The following is an 18086-nucleotide window of genomic DNA, read 5'->3' as shown; positions in this document are numbered from 1 at the left end:
CATGAACCTCCCACCGACCCACCCATCCCTGACCCCTCCCAAGAGGGGAACAATCCACTGTGCGCTGCTCCCCTCTTTGGAGGGGCTGGGGGTGGGTTCAGGGGCTCGATTCGCCTACTCTCATTCGTTGATTCTCTCCCGAATTGGATTGGCAACTTTGTTGGCTTTGCTCCTGCCGGTGACGACGGCGGAGGTGCAGGCAGCGGATTGGCCACAGTGGCGCGGACCGAACCGTGATGGCGTCTGGAACGAGACCGGTATTCTCAGGACTTTCCCGGCTGAGGGATTGAAGTTTCGCTGGCGAACGCCGGTGGGGCCAGGTTGGACAAGTCCGGTGGTAGTTGCTGACCGGGTTTACCTGACCGACATGCGGTTGGTGAAGCCAAGAGCTTGGGAGCGCATCCAGTGCTTTAAGGAATCGACCGGCAAGTTGATCTGGAGCCGTGAGTACGAATTAGTTTATCCGGATTTTGCCTTCGTCCCTGAACAAGGCGGCGGTCCGGCCGCGACACCGATCGTCGAAGCCGGAAAGGTTTACTGGTCTGGCCGAAGCGGTCAGGTGGATTGTCTGGACGCGCGGAGCGGCAAAGTAATTTGGGAAACACATCTGGACCAGAAATACGAAGTCGGAATACTGAGTGTCCGTGGGTCACCGTTGATTGAAGGGAATCTTTTGATCTTGTTCGCCGGCGCCAAGCCGGGCGGCTGTGTCATCGCGCTCGACAAGCGGACGGGGAAGGAGGTTTGGAAAGCGTTGGATAACCCATTGTCCAATAGTTCACCCTTGATCATCGTGGCTGGCGGCAAACGGCAGTTGATTGTCTGGACCGACACGTCCGTAACTTCCTTGAATCCCGCCACCGGCGAAACTTACTGGCGGGAAATGATGGTGACGAGCAGCAACGATTCAATCCCCACGCCGGTCGTTCAGAAAAACCGGCTGCTGATTTCCGGTTTGATGTTTGAATTGGACACCAACCGACCCGCGGCCAAGGTGCTCTGGCCAGACACGATGGCTCCCTCCAAACGACTCTTGAGCAACACCTCGACGCCAATGTTGCAGGGCGACTACGTGTATTCGGCGAAATCTAGCGGGGAACTGGTCTGTCTGGAGGCGGGGACCGGCAAACAGCTATGGGGGACGACCAACGTGACCGAGCTGAAATTCGGCGCCAGCATCCACCTGACGCCCAACGGTGGTGCCACGTTCCTTTTCACAGACGAAGGGAACTTGATCTTAGCGCGCCTCGCGCCTGACGCTTACCGCGAGATCAGCCGTGTGCATCTGCTCAAACCAACTTCAGTTTTGGGGACGCGAAGGCTTGCGTGGGTTCCGCCGGTTTATGTGAATCGCTGCGTCTTTGCCCGCAACGACGAGGAACTGATCTGCGCCTCCCTGGCAGCGAGGCCGTGAGGGTCACACGAAGTGGCAGGAAAGGCTGAAGTCTAAATGCTGAATGCTGAATGCTGAAAATGACTTTAGCGTTTAGCCTTGAGCGTTTAGCCTTTCGGCCATGAGTGAACGACCGAAAGATTTGAAACCGAGAACAAAGACCTTTGCGATTCGGGTCCTTACTCATCCAAAGCCTTGAACTCACTGCCATTCTTACGACAATCAACAAGCGCTCGAAAGATGGCCTTTAGCCTGCGGCCTTCGGACTTGAGCCTTTCCCCCGGGTCCAGGCTCAGCGCTCTGAATCGATTGCCTGTTGCGCTTGCCTTGCTGTTGTCCCTTACAGCGCGGGCGGAGGATTGGCCGCAGTTCCGCGGGTCCAACCGCGACAGCGTCTGGAACGAAACCGGCATTCTGCAAACTTTCCCGGCTGAAGGATTGAAGGTTCGCTGGCGCGCGCCGATTGGTGCGGGATTCTCCTCACCAGTCGTGGCCAAGGGTCGTGTCTATGTCACAGACTCCAGATTGGAGAAGCCCAAGTCATGGGAGCGCGTTCACTGCTTTGATGAGCGGAGTGGGAAACCGCTCTGGATTTCCTCCAATGAAGTCCATTATGTTGAACGAGCCTTCGAACAACAGAAACAGGGCAGCCCTTCCGGGCCGTGTCCGACACCCATCGTCGAAGGCGGTCGCCTGTTCACTCTGGGAGCGACGGGCGATCTGTTGTGTCTCGATGCGCGCACGGGCAGGCTGATCTGGAAAAAGATACTCACGCAGACCTACCGTTTGGAGGAGTCTCCAGAAATGACCTCCTGTCCTTTGATTGAAGGCGGTCTTCTGGTTGTTCTCATCTGTGGCAAGCCGAGCGCGTGCGTCGTTGCCTTCGACAAACGGACGGGCAAGGAAGTCTGGCGCGCGCTCAATGACCCACCACACGCTTTTAGTTCGCCCATCGTCATCAGCGCCGGCGGGAAAAGACAGTTGATTGTCTGGACGCCCAAAGCCGTGACATCGTTAAATCCGGCAACGGGCAAAACTTGGTGGCGAGAGGAACTCATTACTCGCGAAGATTACGCGGTGGCGACTCCGGTGCATCGCGGCGAAATGTTGCTGGTTAGCGGGTTGATGTTCCGACTTGGTCGCAACAAACCGGCTGCGTCGGTGCTTTGGCCGGAGACGAAAGCGTTGTCGCTCCGCGTCCTGAGCCACACGTGCATGCCGTTGATCCTGGGCGAGCATGTGTTTGCCGGGAAAATGGGTGGTCGCCTGGTTTGTCTGGAAGCGCGCACCGGCAAACAAGTCTGGGAAACCGACAAGGTGACCGGACTCGCCAATGCCGCGACGATTCATTTGACGCCCAACGGTGATTCGGTGCTGATCTTCACCGACCAGGGCAACCTGATCCGAGCGCGGCTGGATGCGGCGGGTTATTATGAACAGAGCCGCGTCCAACTGATCGAACCCGATTACCAATTTGGTGATCGAAAGATAGTCTTTGCCCCGCTGGCTTTTGCCAACCGGCACGTCTTCGCTCGAAACTGCCATGAACTGATCTGCGCCTCGCTGGCAACGAAGCCATGAGCGTCACAGAAACGTCGGACGACCAAGAAAGGCTGAAGTCTAAATGCTGAATGCTGAAAATGACTTTGGCATTTGGACTTCAGCCTTTCCCACGAGTCCATGCTCCGTGCGCTGAACCACATCGAGGCAGAATAAATTCCGCGCTCCCTTGCGCCAGCGGCTGCGCCGTAACTCCGAGGAAATTTTCTACGGCTGCGGAAAGCTACAACAAATCAGCGGCCATCCGCTTCGGGCAGGAGATGGAGCATCGGAACATTGTCCGGCGTGAGTGGGTTGACAGTAAAATGGTTGGACTCCAATTCGCCAAGCCATTGCTCGATCCAGGCAAGCACTGGGACGACTTCAAGCCGCTGGTGAACCGGAGGATATTTCAAGAGATTTGCCCGGGCCAGTTTGAACAAGGCCGCCGCCGGACGCAGGCGATCTTTCTGCAAATGCACAAAAGCCCCGGCCAGTTGGATCAACCCCTTGTAGAACGAATGATTCGGCCCCTGCTTGTCGGCCAGCCAAAGTCCTTCCAGAACATCGTGCGCCTCATAAAAGAGCTGGCGATTGAAACATTCGAAATATCCCAGGTAGTGCGCGTCCAGATCGCGTCCGCGACAATCTTCAATCAACGCCGCGATTTTTCCGCTCTTCTTGCTCACCAGGTCAGCGTAAATCGCGAACCGTGAAACGGAAAGCGGATTACGCCGCCTTCACATTTGGCTTGCGGCTTCGCGTTGACAACTCCCCCACCCTGCGACACTCTCGCGTCATGGCAAAAACAGCTTTGGGCCGCGGCCTCGGCGCGCTGTTGGGCGGGACTTCCTCCGTCGTAACGCCGCCGCCGCCGGCGTCCGCCACCATCGAAACAACTGAACAGGTGCAACGGGTCGGCCTCGACCGTATCCGCCCCTGCCCGTTTCAACCGCGCAAGGATTTTTCCGTGGACACGCTCCGCGAGCTGGCGGATTCGATCAAGGAACAGGGCATCGTTCAGCCGCTCATCGTGCGGGAGGTCGGCGAACATCTGGAATTGATCGCCGGCGAACGTCGTTGGCGGGCGGCGCAGTTGCTGGGGCTGGCCGAGGTGCCCGTCATTGTGCGGACCGCGGATGACGCCGCCGTGCTCGAGCTGGCGCTGATCGAAAACCTGCAGCGCGAGAATCTCAATCCCATCGAGGAAGCGCTCGGCTACGCTCAACTCGTCGAACAATTTCAGCTTCGGCAGGACGACGTCGCCACCAAGGTTGGCAAGAGTCGCGCCGTCGTCGCCAATGCCCTGCGCCTGTTGAAATTGCCCGAGGGCGTCCAGAAGGAGATGCGCGAAGGCCGCATTTCCGTCGGCCACGCCAAGGTCATCCTCGGTCTGGCCACCGAAAAGCAGCAGAAACTCGCGGCGGAACGTGTCATCAAAGATGGCTTGAACGTTCGCCAAACGGAAGAACTCGTGGCCCGGCTGCAAGCCCGGGAAGCGGGCGCGAACCGAAAAACCTCGCTCAGTATTCCGCTCACGCGTGATTCTCATCTGGCGGATCTGGAAGGCCGGTTGCGGGAACGGTTTGGTACCAAGGTTCACTTAAAGTATCACCACGGCAAAGGCGCGCTGGAAGTATCCTTCTTCAACGACGACGATCTGGAGCGCATTTTGCAAATTGTCGGGGTGACAACCGACTGAGGATTTGCGCACCGACCCGCACAAACGAACTTTACCCAACCCAATCAATTCATGCAACCGACGGACCTCCGCGAACAATGCGCACATCAACTCCGCGCCGCCAGCCCGCGCGCCCGCGAACTGAAGGCGTTTATCGGTCTGGATGGCTTTGTCGATGAAATCGTGCACGTCGTGGATAAACGCGACAGCGCCGAATCCTTCCAACGTCTGCCCACCATCGCCCGGTTGTCGCAACGGCTGGCCGCCGCGGCCGGACAGAGCACCAACATCGAATTGGTCAACCAACGCACCAAACTCGGCGGCAACGGCCCCATCATGGCCGACGCGCTCGCCCGCTTCGGACTCCAGGTGACTTACCTCGGCACGCTGGGTTATCCGAATCTCCATCCCGTGTTCGCCGAATTTGCGCGGCGCGCCGAAGTCCACAGCATCGCCGAGCCGGGCCACACCGATGCGCTGGAATTTGCAGACGGCAAAATCATGCTCGGCAAACACACGCCGTTGAAAGAGGTCAACTGGCCGAACATTGAAACGCGGTTCGGTCGCGACAAACTGGCCGCTCAACTCAGCCAGGCCGATCTCATCGGCTTCGTCAACTGGACGATGCTGCCCTACATGAGCGATGTCTGGGCGGCGTTGCTCAAGGAGGTTTGTCCGGGATTGAACGGTTCGCGGCGCAGGATGTTTATCGACCTGGCGGACCCGGAAAAGCGCAACCCCGAAGACATCCGGCGTGCGCTGGAATTGATTGTCGCCTTTGAAAAACATTTTGATGTGTTGTTGGGTCTCAATGAAAAGGAAGCGGGCGAAATCGGCGCGGTGCTGGGACTTTCGACACACGACCGATCAGCCGAAGGACTTTCGGCAACCGCGCTGGAAATCCATCGGCGGGTGCCCGTCAACACCTTGGTTGTGCATCCAGTCTCCTTTGCGCTGGCAGTCAGCGAGGGAAACGTCCAGCGGGTGGACGGGCCGTATCTCGGCGAACCGTTGATCACGACCGGCGCAGGAGACCATTTTAATTCCGGTTTTTGCCTCGGCAAGCTGCTTGGCTTTGAAAACGATCTCTGCTTGTTGACGGGTGTCGCCACCAGCGGACATTACGTGCGCACCGGCCAAAGCCCGACCATCGGGGACGTGGCCTCGTTGTTGTGTCGCTGGCCGGCAGATTAGCTTGCTTCACTTCAGAAAATCGCTCGTGATACTTTCGTGTTAGATGAACCTGCCCGTTCTTAAATATGGCCATCCGACGCTTCGCAAGAAAGGAGCGCGCATTGAGACCATCACGCCCGCCATCAAACAACTGATCGCGGACATGTTTGAAACCATGAACACCAACCGCGGCATCGGTCTGGCCGCGCAACAGGTCGGCCACGCGCTGCAACTGACGGTGCTCGACTTGCGCAACGTGACGGATCGTCCGTCCACTCTCGAATTGAACGGGCGGCTTGCCGACGTCAACGCTTTCATGCCACTGGTATTGATCAATCCGGAGGTCAAGGCCGTGGGCAAACCGCTCGCCGGGCCGGAAGGGTGTCTGAGCTTTCCGGAAATTTTTGCCGACATCACGCGCCCGGAATCCGTGGATGTGATCGCGCTGAATGAAAAAGGTGAACGGCTGGAATTCCGTTGCGGTGGCCTGCTCGCCCGCGCTGTGCAACACGAGACCGATCATCTGCACGGCATCCTGTTTATCGACCGCATGACGACAGAAACCAAAGCGTCCTTCAAAGAGGAACTCGACGAACTGCAAGCCGCCACCAAAGCTGAGTTCAAGAAGAAATAAGGCTCTGCCAGAGGAACAAAACGAAATCAGTAAACCTTGCGCAGGTTTGACGGCAGGATGTTCAACTCGGAGCGATACTTGGCCACCGTGCGTCGCGCCATGACAATTCCCTTGTCGGCCAGCATCTTGACAATCTCCTGGTCCGACAGTGGTTTGGCCGGGTTCTCGTTGCGAAACATCTCCGCCACCATGTCCTTGACCGTGGTATTGGAAACGCCCACGCCGTCGGACGTCTGAATGCCGCCGGTGAAAAAATATTTCATCTCAAAAACGCCCTGCGGCGTTTGCATGTATTTGCCGGAAACAGCCCGGCTCACCGTGGTTTCGTGAACGCCCACGGCCTCGGCCACCGGTTGCATGGTGAGGGGCTTGAGAAATGCCACGCCTTTTTCCATGAATTCGCGCTGCCGTTCCACGATCTGTTTGGCAATGTTCAAGATCGTCATCTGCCGCTGGTGCAGACTTTTGATCAGGAACTTTCCCGCGCGGATTTTTTCCCGGATATAACTGCGGACTTCCGGCGCGTTGTTGCCCGCGGCCATCAGGTCCTTGTAAGCATTGCTGATTCGCAAATGAGGAATCTGTTCATTGTTGTTTGTCACCACGAACTCATCGCCAACTTTTTGAACGAAGATTTCCGGGCTGATGTATTGGTTGTTGTCCGAGAGATAGACCCGGCCCGGTCGCGGTTCCAGGCACGCAATCCGTTCCAACGCTTCCTGCACCTCGTCCACTTCAATGCCCAGGCCGCGGGCGATTTCCGGGATGCGCCGTTTGCCCAGCGCGTCCATGTATTTGCTGATGATCTGGTATTCCAACGTCGCCGTCTGCCCGGCACGCTCCAATTGCAACAGCAAACATTCCTGCAAATCCCGCGCTCCGACCCCCGGCGGATCAAAGGACTGCACGACCTTCAACACTTCCAGGATTTTTTCCGGTGGCAGGCTGGTGGTTTGTGCCAGTTCTTCAACCGTGGCCTTGAGATAACCGTGGTCATCAATGTTGCCAATGAGCATGTCGGCGATGGGGCGCTGGTCCTCGGGAATGTTCGACAACCGGACCTGTTCCAGCAGCGCTTCCTGCAGCGAAGCATTGGCGACGAGCGAATCAAACATGAACTGGCGCTTCTCCTCGTCATCGGCGGTGGACCGTACGCGGAAGTTGGTGTCGGAAAGATTGTCGCGCCATTCCTGATCGAGTTGGACCAGCTTCTCGAACTCGGCTTGAAAGTCATCCACCGGTTCGTCATTCGGTTTTTCCGTGGCGGGATCAAAATTGACGTCCTCCGGCGGCTCGGTGGGATCGACCTGATCGATTTGTTCGTTGCCTTCCTGAGTGACTTTCTCCTGTTGTTCCAGTTCGGCCGGGGGCACTTCCTCCAACACCGGGTTCTGTTGCAGTTCCTGCTCCACCAACGCCTTCAACTCCAGCGTTTGCGCCTGCAACAGGGCCAGCGACTGCAACATCTGCGGTGCCAGCACCTGCGACTGCGTCATTCTCTGGGCTAGGTGTAAGCCTTGTGCCATGCGGCTGACTTTAAGCATGGCCAAGCTTTTGACAAGCCAGAAAGCGGCACCTCGTTTGCTTTGGGCGAATCCTTGGCACCGCACCCGGAGCGCGGCTGTGTCGAAGACCAGCCGCAGCCGTTTCGCAATCAGTGGCCGCTCGTATGAACCGAATGCCTCTGGGCACTTCGACGTGCTGCGGCTGGTCGAGGACGACACAGACGCGCTCCGTTTCAGTTTCGGAGGCAGTATCGAAATGCGCACCTGTGCTTTTCAGAAGTTCCAGTTCAACATCGCCAAATCCTTAAGGAAAAATATTGCCCCGCTACGCCAGCCGTACTAACGTCGCATCGTGGCTGTTCACTTGACGATTCTCGGCAGCGGTTCCGGCGGTAACTGTGCCTACCTGGAAACACCGGATGCCCGCATCCTCATCGACGCCGGATTCAGTGGCCGCCAGATTCGCCAGCGCCTCGCCAGCATCGGCCGCGCGCCGGAAAGTTTGACCGGCATCTTGATCACCCACGAACATTCCGATCACATCCAGGGACTTACCGGCCTCGGGGCAAAATTGAATGTCCCGATCTACTGCAACCGGCTCACCAAGGAGGCCATCGAGTTCCAGCTTCAAATGCGATTTGAATGTTGTGTGTTCAGCACCGGTGCGAGCTTCGAGGTCGGCGATATCACCGTGGACACGTTCACCGTGCCACACGATGCCTCCGATCCCGTTGGATTTCTGTTGCGCACTCCGGCGGGCAACATTGGTTTTCTTACGGACCTCGGTCACACCACCAAACTCGTCATAGAACGCGTCCGCTCCGCCAATGTTCTCCTGCTCGAAGCCAATCACGATGTGAAAATGCTGCACGATGACACGCGCCGTCCTTGGAGTCTCAAACAACGCATCCTGAGCCGGCACGGCCATCTTTCCAACGATGGTGCTGCCGACGCCGCCGAACAGATTGTGTCCGCTGAACTGCGGCACTTGTATCTCGGCCACCTCAGCCGCGACTGCAATCGGCCCGAACTCGCCCATCGCGTCGTCAGCGAACGCCTTCAAAGAATGGGCGCGCACCACGTGCAGATTCAATCCAGCTCCCAGGATGTCCCCTGCTCTACTTTATCGCTCGCCCAATTGGAGCGTCCTGCCGTTCAGCCTCTGCTTCAGTGAATATGATGAAAATGAATTCCGCAAATCGCGCATTGAGTGTCTTCATCTCATTGTCAGCGTCGTTGCTCCCCGCTTTCACCTCCATTGGCGATGAGAACACGCCGCCGCCCGCGCCCGGTTACAAAACTCCCTCCGAGGTGATGGCCGCCATTGCCTCCGGCGACATCAAACTCGTCAAAGCGCCCAAGGAAATGCCCCCCGGTGTGATCGAGCAGAAGAACATCGAATATGGCAAAGTCGGCGAACGCGCGCTGCTCCTGGACCTTTATGCGCCCGAAAAAATATCGAAACCGGTGCCGGGACTGATTTTCATTCACGGCGGAGGATGGTCGGGTGGTTCCCGCGACGTTTACAAACCCTACACGGTAGAGTACGCCCAAAAAGGTTACGTGGCGATGACCATCTCGTATCGTTTCTCCGGTGAAGCGCCGTTTCCCGCCGCCGTGGAGGATGCCAAATGCGCCGTCCGCTGGCTGCGCGCCAATGCCGCCAAGTTTCACGTCGATCCCGACCACATCGCCGCGATTGGCGGTTCGGCCGGTGGACATTTGTCAATGATGGTTGGTTATTCTTCCGATGTTCCCGATCTGGAAGGCAACGGCGGCAATCCGAAAGTCAGCAGCCGCGTGCAGGCCGTCGTGGACTTTTACGGCCCGTACGATTTGACCACCGACTTCGCCCGTAAAGCCGGAGTTGTGAAAAAGTTTCTCGGCGACAAAACCTACGACGAAGCGCCCGGCCTTTATCTGCGCCTCTCGCCGATGAACTACCTGACCAAAGACGATCCGCCCACGCTCATTCTCCACGGCACCATCGACGATGTTGTGCCCATCGAACAATCCGACCGGCTCGCGTCGCGGTTGAAGGCATTGGGCATCCCGGTGGTTTATGACCGATTGGAAGGCTGGCCGCACACGATGGACGCCGCCGAGATCGTCCATCACCGTTGCGAGTATTTCATGGATCAATTCTTCGCAAAATACCTGCCGTTGCCGAAATAAACTCCTTCATTTTTTCCAAACGACGAGTAGGCTGGCTGACAGTGACCCATGATCGCTGGAGCCGATACTTGCAGAACCTTCATCACGCCCAAAAGGACGGAGAACAGGCCGGACGCCGGAATGGAGCGCGGCTCTGTGAGCCGCAGCACGCCGGCAGTTGGTGGGGCGAGCGTCCCCGCGAGCCGGCTCGTCAGTAGCCTTGCCCCACTAAACGCTAATAGAAAATGAAACCGCGCCCTCAGAAACAATTCCAGCCTTTAGCATTCCGCCTTCAGCATTTTCCTACGATGCACAGCAACGCCGTCAACCAACTGCAAAAGCTGCTGTATTCGGCGTGACAAATCTCCATGAAACTCGCCCGCCTACGAATCAGAAACTTCCGCTGCTATAAGAAGGAATTTAGATTTGATTTCGATGACATGACAGCCTTCGTCGGCAAGAACGATGTTGGTAAGTCCTCAGTGATGGACGCGCTCGACATCTTTTTGAATGAAGGCGCGCCAGACAAGCATGACGCGACCAAAGACGGTGAGGGAAAAGACCTCACAATAATTTGCGAGTTCACTGGACTGCCTCTCAGCGTAATCATTGACGAAGACAACCCAACATCATTCCAGGCCGAATATCTCCTTAACGCGGACGGTCGACTTGAAATTCACAAGACCTTCAGCGGCCACCTCGCAACACCTAAATGCACCAGCGTTACGGCTTTCGCCCTTCACCCCACCGCTGACGACGTTGCCGACCTGGTCCAGTTAAAAAACCCAGAGCTGAAGAAGCGGGCTGAGAAATTGAAAGTCAATTTGAGCGGCGTTGACCCCAAGGTAAATGCACAGTTGAGGCAACGCATTCGTGAATCAGTCGGCGACCTGAAACTAAAGACGGTGTTTGTTCCGCTCAATGAAGACAAAACAAACAAGCCGTGGGACAGAATCAAGGCATACGTTCCATTGCTTGCGCTTTTCAAATCGGATCGTGCAAGCACAGACCAAGATCCAGAAGCGCAAGATCCGCTCAAAACTGCGGTCAAGGAAGCAATCAAGCAAAGAGAAGTGGAACTGAACGCCATCGCAAGCCATGTCGAAACTGAGGTTCGACGGATTGCGAAGGCGACGCTCGAAAAGCTAAAGGAGATGGACGAGTCACTTGCGCAACAGTTGAATCCACAGATTACGCTGAAGAAGTGGGAGACGCTTTTCAATGTGAGCATCACTGGTGACGAAGACATTCCCATTAACAAGCGTGGTAGCGGTGTGAAGCGCCTAGTTCTGCTCAATTTCTTCCGCGCAAAAGCGGAGCAACAGGCGCGTGAGAAGAACGATGCGCCAGTGATCTACGCCATCGAAGAACCAGAAACAAGTCAACACCCGCACAATCAGCGGCTGCTCGTCAGCGCACTCCTGGACTTAGCCACGGACAGCCAAGTCATCCTCACGACGCATACTCCTATGCTCGCCCGAACGCTACCGGACACATATTTGCGATACATCCACCTTAAACCGGATAAGACACGAGAAGTTCTTCAAGGCGGTGGCGAAACGAATGCGCTGTTCGCCAAATCGCTCGGCGTCCTCCCGGATAACGCCATCAAGTTATTCATCGGAGTCGAAGGGCGACACGACATTGCTTTCCTCAAGAACATGGCAAGGGTGCTTCGGCAAGCGGGCTGTGACGTGTTTGACTTGGAGAAGATGGAGCTTGATTCGGAGCTGATTTTCTTCCCTCTCGGGGGCTCGTCCTTGGCACTTTGGACCTCGCGCCTTGAGCCTCTGTCCAGACCTGAATTCCATCTTTTCGATAGGGACGAGCCTCCGCCGACAGCCGCGAAGTATCAGGCGGAAGCGGACGCGATTAACGCGCGTGCTAGATGCAAGGCAGTCATCACGGGCAAAAAAGAAATGGAGAACTACCTGCATTTCGAGGCGATCAACGAAGCCTACGCCAGTGTGTGTAACATCGCTCTCGGCTTGGTTGCCAACTTCGCGGAGTTCGATGACGTTCCAGCCAAGATCGCAGAGATGGTTCACGCAGCAACCGGGAGTCCCACGGCATGGGCAGCGCTCGCCGAGGATGTGAAAGAGAAGAAGATTTCAAACGTGAAGCGTAATCTCAACGAACATGCCGCTGTGTTGATGACAAAGGGTCGTTTGGATCAGGTTGACCCAGATGGCCATGTTCTCAGTTGGTTCACTGACATGAAAACCCTCGCAGAGGTTTAACCCAACTCAACTCGTTTAGAAGTTTTGGAATTATTGATGTCAACACCTGTTACCAAACCCACCACCGCCCAATCCCTCGGGACGCTCCTGAAATCCGCGCGCGACACCAACTGGAAAGGCTGAAGGCTGAAAGCTAAAGGCTGAAACAAAATGGATTGGAAATCTAAAAACCACTTTAGCATTCAGCATTCAACCTTTAGCCTTTTTTTATGATGACTCTCCGCCAACTCGCTGCCGAACTTCTGAAGAAAGAGCAGCGGATCGCGGAAATCATGAGGAACATCACCGAACTCCTCGCGAAACACAAAGCATGAATCACTCTGCTGGCAGTCCCAGTTTTTCCAGTGCCTCCCGGGCTTTCATGATCGGGATGCCTGCAAACGATTTCATCGAGAGCAGGTCATCGTCGCCAGTCACGATGGCGTCTGCTCGCGCCGCCACCGCCGCTGCCAACACGATCAAATCCTTCGGGTCGCGCAGGGATGGCGGCAAAGGGATCGGTGCAGGGGAAACCAATTCAGCCTGCCGGGCAAGGCGGGCGACCAGCTTGGCCGGAGTGACATTGTGCAGCGCCAGCCGGCCACCAAGCCGGTCGCGACCGACCACATCGCCAAACTCGGCAAGCAGCGCCGCCGACAACACCAGGGTTGCTCGCCCCTGTTCCACCGCATCAATCAATCGGGAGGGTGGCCCGCTCCAAAGCGTGCCGGAGACGAGCGTGTTGGTGTCAATGACCAGCTTCACGCGCGGCGCGTTCGGTCCGGACTTCTTCCACGATCTGCTGGATTTCGTCCATGGTCATCGGTTCGCCGGGCAGGGAACGAATTTCCCGGGCCATCTGAAAGAAATTGCGGGTGTCCTCATCTTCCGCCAGTTCGCGTGCAATCAACTGGGTCAAATGGGCGGGGTTGAGCAAGCCCTTGGCCCGCGCCTTGGCGACCAGGGCTTCCGGCAGATCGAGTTGGACGGTGATGCTCATAACGGCGACAAGATGCCAGCAACAACCGCATCCTGTCAAATCAGGCCGGAGCGCGGGTGTGTGCGGAGCGCCACCCGCAGCACGTCCGCAGACCGGGGCGCGTTGGAAGGATTCGAGCGCGCTATTCGTGGCGAAGGTGCTGCGGCTGGTCCGCTGGACACAACCGCGCTCCGCTCCCGCAAGGAAGCACGCGCATGACCAAACCGTGGCCAACCGTGCGGCTGGGCGAGGTGCTGACGCCGACAGAACGTGGCGAATCAGTTGACGCCTCGAAGCTTGTCACAAGTCTGCACTTGCGTTTGGCGGGCAGCCGCAAAAGAAAACTTCGCGATTTACTCCATCTTGACGAAGAAGAAGTGCCGGTGCGGCTTGAGGGTTCTTATCCACAGGTCGGGATCAAGAGTTTCGGTGCAGGTTTGTTTGGGAAATCTGCGCTCCCAGGAACGGGGACGCAATACCCAGCCTTTAATCGACTCTACGAAGGTGCTTTGGTTTTGAGCCAAGTTAAAGGTTGGGAGGGAGCGGTGGACGTTTGTCCACCCGAGCTATCTGGGTGGCATGTGTCGCCTGAGTATCGAACATTCCGATGCGTGGAAGCGGAGGCAAGCGCAAAGTATTTAGACCCGCTTGTCAGAACCGAATGGTTCTGGGGACGGTTGACTCACGCGACGCGCGGGGTCGGTGGTCGGCGCGAACGCACCCGGCCAGAGCAATTTCTCGAAATAGAAATCCCGATGCCGGACATCGAGCAGCAACATACCGGCGAAAAGATTTGGAGTGAGTTGGACGCGCTGAAGCGCCTGCAAGCCGAGACCGCCGCCGAGTTGGCCGCCTTGCTCCCCGCCATTCTTGACAAAGCCTTCAAAGGAGAATTATGAACAACCACCAAGGCACCCCAGGCGGGAAATGGGCCGGAATAATCTTCCCAAGCTGATTTGCCAGTGAAACACACGCGCATCATCGTCACCCACTACGGCGGACCCGAGGCGATCAAGGTCGTCGAAGAAGAATGCCCCGGGCCAAAGCCGGGTGAGGTGCGGGTGAGGGTGCTGGCTGCAGGCGTCTCCTTGCCCGATGTAATGATGCGCGAGGGTATTCATCCCGAGACGCCCCCAGTGCCGTTCACGCCGGGTTGGGATCTGGTCGGCGTGGTGGATCGGCTCGGCGACGGTGTCTCTGGAATCGAACCAGGTCAGATAGTCGCCGCCCTGCCAATCCACGGTGCTTACGCGGAATTCGTTTGTCTGCAGCAACGCGAACTGGTTCCGGTGCCATCCGGGTTGGACGCCGTCGAGGCTGTCAGCCTCATTTTGAACTACGTCACTGCCTACCAAATGCTGTATCGCTCGGCAAAGGTCAGTTCAGGCCAGCGGGTTTTGATTCACGGCGCGTCCGGCGGAGTCGGCACGGCACTCTTGCAGCTTGGTCGCCTCGCTGGGCTGGAGATGTACGGCACCTGTTCATCGCGGGGGGAGCCGACGGTTATCAGTCTTGGCGGAATCCCGATTGATTACGTGCATCAAGATTTTGTGAAAGAAGCTCACCGCCTCACAAGCGAGGGCGTTGACGCGGTGTTCGACGGGATCGGAGGCAAACATATCTGGCGGTCGCGCGAGGCTCTGCGGCGTGGCGGGAGGGTGGTGGCTTATGGGCTTACGGGCTCGCTGCGCGGCGGACGGGTGGCTTCCGGTCGTGGAGGTCGGCGCCATCGCTTTCGTGAGATCGGCATCTTTGGGTTGTTCATAGTTGGCGGCTGGCTTCTTCCGGGCCGGAAACGCGTGATTCCTTACAGCATCCAGACGCTCAAGCGGCTGAGACCGGCAGTGTTTCGACAGGATCTGATCGCGTTATTGGATCTCCTTCAACACGGGAAGATCAAGCCGCTGATCGCGCAGCGATTTCCACTTGCTGAGGCAAAACATGCGCACGAATTGCTCGGCAGGGGAGGTGTGACCGGCAAGATCGTGCTCGTGCCAAACCGCGAATGAATTGGCAATCCCAACGGCGGATCGTGGCCGAGCTGGACGCGTTGCAACCGGAGGTGGACGTGCTGAAGCGCCTGCAAGCCGAGAGCAGGCCCGGCCTGCACCCAACTTTGGGCGCTTGCTCCCCGCGATTCTCAATCAAACATCAAAAGGAAAACCATGAACTCAACATACACGATCATATTTGCCGTGGGGACGATGATTCTGGTCATCTTCGTCTTCACCATGGTCTGGGCCAGCCGCTATGTTAAGGTTGGCCCGAATCAGGCATTGATTGTCTCTGGCCGGCAACGTCAATTGGCGGACGGAACTCGCCTGGGTTTCCGCATCGTCAAAGGCGGTGGCACGTTTGTGCTCCCTGTCATTGAAACTGTCGAGGTGCTTTCGCTCGAAGTAATCACCGTCGAAATGCCCGGGTCGAAGGCACAAACCGCCGGTGGACGGGCCGTGGAAACGGATTGTGTCGCCCAAGTCAAGATCGGTGGCGACGATGTTTCGATTGTCGCCGCAGCGGAACATTTCCTGGGCAAGAGCCAGGCTGAGATTGGGAACGTCTTGCGGTCAGTCTTGGAAAAGCATTTGAGCAGCGTCCTGAGGAGTTCGAGCATGGACGACACTACTCAAAACCCGGCAGTGTGCGCCGTCAGGGTGCAATCAGCCGCATCTGCAGATTTGGCCCGGATGGGCATGAGCATCCTCAGCTTCACGATTCGAAATGCCCGCGCTGTATGAAGAACGCGCTGAAGCGCCTGCCAGCCGAGACCACCAAAGAACTGGAAGCCCTGCTCCCCGCCATTCTGGACAAAGCCTTCAAAGGAGAATTGTAACGTATGAGAACACAGTTGATATTGTCGCTCGCCTGCTTGCTTTGCGGTTGCGCGGACATGCCGTCGTCTCGCGTGCGCCTGCCGACGGAAGAGTTGGTGGGCGCGTGGCGCTCGAAAGTTCAATTCACCACTGGCGCTTTTGCCGCAGTTAAAGACCTTGAGTTCATGTACGTCTTCAACGCGGGTGGAACGATGACGGAGTCTTCAAATTACGACGGCGCGCCGCCGGTCCCGCCCGCTTATGGGGTCTGGAAGAAGGTCGGCCCGCGGCAATTCCAGGCGAAGTATGTTTTTTATTCCACCAAGCCCCCGGCGAATTTCGACGAGGTGAGCAAAGGGGGGAGGCTGGCTGCCAGCGGGGCACGGAGTTTTAATCGAGGAGATGGCCTTGTCCGAGGACGGGAAATCCTTCCGGTCGCGCATCCACTATGATGCGTTTGGTCCGGATGGCCAAACGGCCGAAGGCGGCGGCAACGCGACTGCCCAAGGAACGCGAGTAAGTTTCTGAGCTGATGAAGAAAGCCGCCATTCCCGGCCGCGCGTTTAAGAAAGAATTGTGATTCGCAACACGCAACTGTGCGCTGATTTCTGGCGCAGCCACAAAATCGTTGTCGCGTTTGGATTGAGGTGGCAACGTCGGATCATGAGTTTCACGTCCAGTACCGTAGTCAAAAGGCTCATTGCTCTTTTCGCTTTGTCGGTTTCAAGCTTCCTGACTCTCGCAGCCGCGGACCGCCCGGACAACGCAGGCACAATCGCAACGGAGTTGGGTTATTTCCCGCCGCCCGACAGCTCCGGCGGCTGGCGCACGGCGACAAATGCGACCCAGATGCGCGAACGCGCCGGAATGGAGTTGCGAAGGCTGGAGCAGGCGTGGGATTTCACACAGCGCTGCACGCAGAACGGCGGGTTGCTGGTCGCGCGCAATGGGTGGCTCGTGTTCGAAAAGTATTTCGGGCGCGCGAGCCGCAATGCGAATCCCGACATGGCATCCACAGGCAAGGCTTATGCGAGCATCGCTTGCGGCATCATGTTGAAGGAATTCCGCGACAAAATCCCGGAGGGCCTTGATACGAAAGTGTTCACACCAAAGTTTTTGCCGGAAGCATTCTCGCCCGACGGCAAGCTCGATGACGAGCGGCGGGCGGACATCACGCTGGGCCAACTCCTTTGCATGAGCGGCGGTTACACTGGCGAGGGCGGCGCGCCGACGGCGTTGGTGATGGGCAAGGCGTTTCCACTCAAGGCCGTGCCAGGACAGAACATTCGCGACCTCGACATCTCGTCGTTGCGCTGCGCGATGTGGACGAACTCGGGCGCGGGTTATTCCTATTCATCACCGGAGCCGCACGTCGCATCGATGGTACTGCGCCACGTCACCGGAATGGAGCTGGACAAATACCTCGACGAACGGCTGGCGAAGCCGATGGGCTGGGGCGCGTGGGGTTATTGCCTGCATCGTGGCGATTTCACCATGCCGCACGCGAACGGCGCGGGCAGCATCGCAGTTCATGCCACGGATGCGGTGCGCTTCGGTTATTGCCTGCTGCGCGGCGGCAAGTGGGGCAACCAGCAACTCGTGCCGGCGGATTACATCGCGCTGTGCAACAAGATGTCACCGCACAACCCGCATTGTCCTTACACGCTGATGTTCGAGCAGAACTCGGACGGGCATGTGGCCGGCGCACCGCGCGACGCGTATTGGAAATCCGGCGCAGGCGGCTTCGCGCTCATCATCGTGCCATCGCTGGACCTCGTCATCTACAAGCTGGGCGGAAACAACGGGCAGTACGATCCGACGCTCACAGGTTTGCCGCAGCCCGAGCCGGATCAATCGCGGGATGATTGGAAGCCGATCCCCCGCACGCCGTTTCACGAAGGAAGCATGGGCGGCGATGACGGCATTCGCCGCGTGCTGGAGATGGTTTGCGCAGCAGTGGAGGGATGACAAGGATATGGACGCGTTGCACCACGCC

At 57.5% G+C, this 18086-nt stretch carries 18 protein-coding genes; 14 read left to right on the top strand and 4 right to left on the bottom strand.

Annotated features, from left to right (window positions below):
* Positions 1-157: 157 nt before the first annotated feature.
* Together HY298_06815 and HY298_06810 are read left to right on the top strand one after the other, a co-directional pair.
* Entirely contained in the window at positions 158-1414 is a 1257-nt protein-coding gene (locus HY298_06815) for a PQQ-like beta-propeller repeat protein (GenBank protein MBI3849989.1), read from the top strand.
* A gap of 288 nt (positions 1415-1702) precedes the next feature.
* Complete coding sequence (locus HY298_06810) at positions 1703-2974, top strand: PQQ-binding-like beta-propeller repeat protein (protein MBI3849988.1); 1272 nt, start codon at positions 1703-1705, stop codon at positions 2972-2974.
* 212 nt (positions 2975-3186) lie between these two features.
* On the opposite strand, the gene HY298_06805 is transcribed toward HY298_06810, so the two are convergent.
* Positions 3187-3621: a DUF309 domain-containing protein gene (locus HY298_06805; protein MBI3849987.1), complete on the bottom strand. Its 435-nt coding sequence runs from the start codon at positions 3619-3621 to the stop codon at positions 3187-3189.
* A gap of 110 nt (positions 3622-3731) precedes the next feature.
* Between HY298_06805 and HY298_06800 the strand changes: the two genes are divergently transcribed.
* From HY298_06800 to def, 3 genes are read left to right on the top strand one after another with little or no spacing between them, the layout of a single operon-like run.
* On the top strand, positions 3732-4634 hold the full coding sequence (locus HY298_06800; protein ID MBI3849986.1) for a ParB/RepB/Spo0J family partition protein: 903 nt from the start codon (positions 3732-3734) through the stop codon (positions 4632-4634).
* A 51-nt stretch (positions 4635-4685) separates the two neighbouring features.
* The gene (locus tag HY298_06795) at positions 4686-5807 is read left to right on the top strand and encodes a hypothetical protein (GenBank protein ID MBI3849985.1); all 1122 of its coding nucleotides are present in this window, start codon (positions 4686-4688) and stop codon (positions 5805-5807) included.
* Between the two features lie 43 nt (positions 5808-5850).
* Positions 5851-6420 carry a peptide deformylase gene (def, locus tag HY298_06790; protein MBI3849984.1) on the top strand — a complete coding sequence of 190 codons (570 nt, stop codon included), beginning with the start codon at positions 5851-5853 and terminating at the stop codon, positions 6418-6420.
* Positions 6421-6446: 26 nt separating this feature from the next.
* On the opposite strand, the gene rpoN is transcribed toward def, so the two are convergent.
* Positions 6447-7946 carry an RNA polymerase factor sigma-54 gene (gene rpoN / locus HY298_06785; protein MBI3849983.1) on the bottom strand — a complete coding sequence of 500 codons (1500 nt, stop codon included), beginning with the start codon at positions 7944-7946 and terminating at the stop codon, positions 6447-6449.
* 16 nt (positions 7947-7962) lie between these two features.
* On the opposite strand from rpoN, the gene HY298_06780 reads away from it, so the two are divergent.
* From HY298_06780 to HY298_06765, 4 genes are all read left to right on the top strand, one after another.
* Positions 7963-8268 (top strand): hypothetical protein, encoded by a 306-nt coding sequence (locus HY298_06780; protein ID MBI3849982.1) that lies wholly within the window; start codon positions 7963-7965, stop codon positions 8266-8268.
* 21 nt (positions 8269-8289) lie between these two features.
* On the top strand, positions 8290-9099 hold the full coding sequence (locus HY298_06775) for an MBL fold metallo-hydrolase (protein ID MBI3849981.1): 810 nt from the start codon (positions 8290-8292) through the stop codon (positions 9097-9099).
* A gap of 11 nt (positions 9100-9110) precedes the next feature.
* Entirely contained in the window at positions 9111-10100 is a 990-nt protein-coding gene (locus HY298_06770) for an alpha/beta hydrolase (GenBank protein ID MBI3849980.1), read from the top strand.
* A 347-nt stretch (positions 10101-10447) separates the two neighbouring features.
* Entirely contained in the window at positions 10448-12319 is a 1872-nt protein-coding gene (locus HY298_06765) for an ATP-binding protein (protein ID MBI3849979.1), read from the top strand.
* A gap of 315 nt (positions 12320-12634) precedes the next feature.
* Here HY298_06765 and HY298_06760 read toward each other — a convergent pair whose 3' ends face one another.
* Together HY298_06760 and HY298_06755 are read right to left on the bottom strand one after the other, a co-directional pair.
* Positions 12635-13063, bottom strand: coding sequence for a putative toxin-antitoxin system toxin component, PIN family (locus tag HY298_06760; GenBank protein MBI3849978.1), 429 nt, complete (start codon positions 13061-13063; stop codon positions 12635-12637).
* Positions 13047-13298 (bottom strand): hypothetical protein, encoded by a 252-nt coding sequence (locus tag HY298_06755; protein MBI3849977.1) that lies wholly within the window; start codon positions 13296-13298, stop codon positions 13047-13049. Before HY298_06755 ends, HY298_06760 begins: the two co-directional genes overlap by 17 nt.
* 194 nt (positions 13299-13492) lie before the next feature.
* Between HY298_06755 and HY298_06750 the strand changes: the two genes are divergently transcribed.
* The 5 genes from HY298_06750 to HY298_06730 all read left to right on the top strand — a co-directional run bounded on the left by HY298_06750 (position 13493) and on the right by HY298_06730 (position 18058).
* Positions 13493-14176: a hypothetical protein gene (locus HY298_06750; protein MBI3849976.1), complete on the top strand. Its 684-nt coding sequence runs from the start codon at positions 13493-13495 to the stop codon at positions 14174-14176.
* Positions 14177-14239: 63 nt separating this feature from the next.
* The gene (locus HY298_06745) at positions 14240-15286 is read left to right on the top strand and encodes a zinc-binding dehydrogenase (protein ID MBI3849975.1); all 1047 of its coding nucleotides are present in this window, start codon (positions 14240-14242) and stop codon (positions 15284-15286) included.
* A 156-nt stretch (positions 15287-15442) separates the two neighbouring features.
* Positions 15443-16015 carry a flotillin family protein gene (locus tag HY298_06740; protein MBI3849974.1) on the top strand — a complete coding sequence of 191 codons (573 nt, stop codon included), beginning with the start codon at positions 15443-15445 and terminating at the stop codon, positions 16013-16015.
* A 98-nt stretch (positions 16016-16113) separates the two neighbouring features.
* Positions 16114-16542, top strand: coding sequence for a hypothetical protein (locus tag HY298_06735; GenBank protein MBI3849973.1), 429 nt, complete (start codon positions 16114-16116; stop codon positions 16540-16542).
* 211 nt (positions 16543-16753) lie between these two features.
* Positions 16754-18058 carry a serine hydrolase gene (locus HY298_06730; GenBank protein ID MBI3849972.1) on the top strand — a complete coding sequence of 435 codons (1305 nt, stop codon included), beginning with the start codon at positions 16754-16756 and terminating at the stop codon, positions 18056-18058.
* Positions 18059-18086: the final 28 nt, after the last annotated feature.

Source organism: Verrucomicrobiota bacterium (genome assembly GCA_016200005.1).
In the GTDB taxonomy this organism is placed as follows: Bacteria; Verrucomicrobiota; Verrucomicrobiia; order Limisphaerales; family PALSA-1396; genus PALSA-1396.
The sequence above is the reverse complement of the archived record's forward strand: the minus strand, read 5'-3'. Positions and strand labels throughout refer to the sequence as shown.

Coding starts and splice junctions, on each gene's coding strand:
- HY298_06800 (MBI3849986.1), top strand. CDS start 3,732: ATGGCAAAAACAGCTTTGGGCCGCGGCCTCGGCGCGCTGTTGGGCGGG.
- HY298_06795 (MBI3849985.1), top strand. CDS start 4,686: ATGCAACCGACGGACCTCCGCGAACAATGCGCACATCAACTCCGCGCC.
- def (MBI3849984.1), top strand. CDS start 5,851: ATGAACCTGCCCGTTCTTAAATATGGCCATCCGACGCTTCGCAAGAAA.
- rpoN (MBI3849983.1), bottom strand. CDS start 7,946: ATGGCACAAGGCTTACACCTAGCCCAGAGAATGACGCAGTCGCAGGTG.
- HY298_06780 (MBI3849982.1), top strand. CDS start 7,963: ATGGCCAAGCTTTTGACAAGCCAGAAAGCGGCACCTCGTTTGCTTTGG.
- HY298_06770 (MBI3849980.1), top strand. CDS start 9,111: ATGAATTCCGCAAATCGCGCATTGAGTGTCTTCATCTCATTGTCAGCG.
- HY298_06765 (MBI3849979.1), top strand. CDS start 10,448: ATGAAACTCGCCCGCCTACGAATCAGAAACTTCCGCTGCTATAAGAAG.
- HY298_06755 (MBI3849977.1), bottom strand. CDS start 13,298: ATGAGCATCACCGTCCAACTCGATCTGCCGGAAGCCCTGGTCGCCAAG.
- HY298_06750 (MBI3849976.1), top strand. CDS start 13,493: ATGACCAAACCGTGGCCAACCGTGCGGCTGGGCGAGGTGCTGACGCCG.
- HY298_06740 (MBI3849974.1), top strand. CDS start 15,443: ATGAACTCAACATACACGATCATATTTGCCGTGGGGACGATGATTCTG.
- HY298_06735 (MBI3849973.1), top strand. CDS start 16,114: ATGAGAACACAGTTGATATTGTCGCTCGCCTGCTTGCTTTGCGGTTGC.
- HY298_06730 (MBI3849972.1), top strand. CDS start 16,754: ATGAGTTTCACGTCCAGTACCGTAGTCAAAAGGCTCATTGCTCTTTTC.